General features: G+C 66.7%; 2 protein-coding genes. One reads left to right on the forward strand and one right to left on the reverse strand.

Annotation, left to right across the window (positions count from 1 at the left end):
• Positions 1–437: 437 nt before the first annotated feature.
• Complete coding sequence (locus ABGA94_RS13255) at positions 438–1,856, forward strand: DEAD/DEAH box helicase (RefSeq protein WP_005415154.1); 1,419 nt, start codon at positions 438–440, stop codon at positions 1,854–1,856.
• A gap of 231 nt (positions 1,857–2,087) precedes the next feature.
• On the opposite strand, the gene ABGA94_RS13260 is transcribed toward ABGA94_RS13255, so the two are convergent.
• Positions 2,088–2,383 (reverse strand): hypothetical protein (locus ABGA94_RS13260; protein WP_375367502.1); only part of this gene is annotated, 296 nt, incomplete at its 5' end.

A 2,383-nucleotide genomic window follows, 5' to 3' on the forward strand; every position in this document is an offset into this window, starting at 1 on the left:
CGCGGCATGGATGCCGCGGCCAAGCCCCCATGGACGGGTTTACGGCGTCTCCCGCCACCGGACCCACCCCGCCATCCCTCAGGAACCCGCTTTTGACGTTGACGTCGCTTTGGCCTCTGCGGGTGCAGGGCGCAGCCCTGCAGAGAGAACCCCTTACCTGAACGGGGCTTTTTGCGCGAGGTCTCAGCCATCGGTTAGACTAGGCAGGTCTGCAGCGGCCGTCCGTTTCCCTCCGGGATCGCCGGCGACCAGGGTCCGCCCTCTTCGCCCGCCCCCACTCCGACGCCGTTCGTCACGCATTCCAGCCTGCGCTTCGTGCCGGCTGCACCCAACTTCTCGCAGCGCGGTTCACGGGAACGCTCCGAGTCAGCCGATCACTTTGATCTGCCCCCGTCTGTCCGCTCGGACAGACGTTTCTTGTACCTGGAGCAATCTCAATGTCTTTTGAATCGCTGGGCCTGGCGCCCTTCCTGCTGCGTGCGCTTGCCGAGCAGGGCTACGAAACCCCGACCCCGATCCAGCAGCAGGCGATCCCGCTGGCGCTGGCCGGTCGCGACCTGCTGGCCGGCGCACAGACCGGTACCGGCAAGACTGCTGCGTTCGGCCTGCCGTTGCTGCAGCACCTGGGCACCGCCTCGCAGGAGGTGCGTGCCGGCCCGCGCAAGCCGCGTGCGCTGATCCTGGCCCCGACCCGCGAACTGGCCACCCAGGTGCATGACAGCCTGCGCGGCTACAGCAAGTACCTGCGCATTCCCAGCGCCTGCATCTACGGCGGTGTCGGCATGGGCAACCAGCTGGACATCCTGCGCCGTGGCGTGGACCTGCTGGTGGCCTGCCCGGGCCGCCTGATCGACCATCTGGAACGTCGCAGTGTCGACCTGTCCGGCATTGAACTGCTGGTGCTGGACGAAGCCGACCGCATGCTCGACATGGGCTTCCTGCCGTCGATCAAGCGCATCCTGGCCAAGCTGCCGAAGCAGAACCGCCAGACGCTGCTGTTCTCGGCCACCTTCGAGGACAACATCCGCCAGCTGGCGCTGGAGTTCATGCGCAACCCGGAACAGATCCAGGTGACGCCGAAGAACACCGTGGCCGAAACCATCACCCATCGCGTGCATCCGGTCGATGCCGGCCGCAAGCGCGACCTGCTGCTGCACCTGCTGGCGCAGGACAGCCGCGAGCAGACCCTGGTGTTCGCACGCACCAAGCACGGCAGCGACAAGCTGGCCACGTTCCTGGAAAAGTCAGGCATCAAGACCGCGGCGATCCATGGCAACAAGAGCCAGGGCCAGCGCCTGCGTGCGCTGGGCGACTTCAAGGCCGGCCGCGTGACCGTGCTGGTGGCCACCGACATCGCTGCGCGCGGCATCGACATCAACGAGCTGCCGAAGGTGATCAACTTCGACCTGCCGATGGTGGCCGAGGACTACGTGCACCGCATCGGTCGTACCGGCCGCAACGGCGCGACCGGCCAGGCGATTTCGCTGGTGGCGCAGGATGAAGTGAAGCTGCTGCGCGCGATCGTGCGCCTGCTGGGCCGCGACATGGACATCCGCGATGTGCCGGGCTTCGAACTGCAGGTTCCGATCCGCTGGGGCAACAGTGCGCCGGGCAAGGCCGAGCACGATACCGGCGAGCGCGCACCGCGCAAGAGCCACGCACGCCGTCCGCACGGTGATGCACCGCGCCATGCGCATGCCGGCCCGAAGAAGGCCGGTGGTGGCCGTCGCGAGGGCGGTGGCAACGGCCAGCAACGTGCGGGTGCAGGCGCCGGTCAGGGCCAGCGTCGTGGCGGTGGCGGTAATGGTGGCGGCCGTGGCCGCGGCCAGGGCGGCGGCGGCGGTCGCGCCGGCTGATCCCAGCTGCCAGGGAGGGTGCTTCCCGCTGCGCGGGGGGCTATCGAGGGACGGCGCTGACGCGCCGTCCTTTTTTTTTGCTGGCTACCGTGGCTGAAAGCACGCGGATGGTTTGGCTTGGGGCGGCGCAGGGCGCAGTGGGTGCAAAACACGCCGTAAACCCATCCATGGGGGCTCGATCGCGCCATCCATGGCGCTCACGGTTTTGCACCCACTGCGCCCTGCGCCGCTTCATATATCACCAGCGCCTACTTCTCCCGCAGGGTAGCCGGGAGAAGAAAGATCAAATTCAAATTCAAATTCAAATTCAAATTCAAGTTCAAGTTCAAAGGCAAAAGCCGAAGTCGCAATTCCTGGCTGTACTTTTGCTTTTGCTTTTGCCCTTGCTCCCGCCTTGGGGTCTGATGCGTCCGCGCCCGCAGGAAACCGTCGAGGGGCGGCCGGGCGGGCTGCGCAGGACCGTTGGCGCCATGGATGGCGCCATCGAGCCCCCAAGGACGGGTTTACGGCGTGTCCTGCGCAGCCCG

The organism is Stenotrophomonas sp. 3diitr2024, assembly GCF_042136455.1.
Classification (GTDB): domain Bacteria; phylum Pseudomonadota; class Gammaproteobacteria; order Xanthomonadales; family Xanthomonadaceae; genus Stenotrophomonas; species Stenotrophomonas sepilia.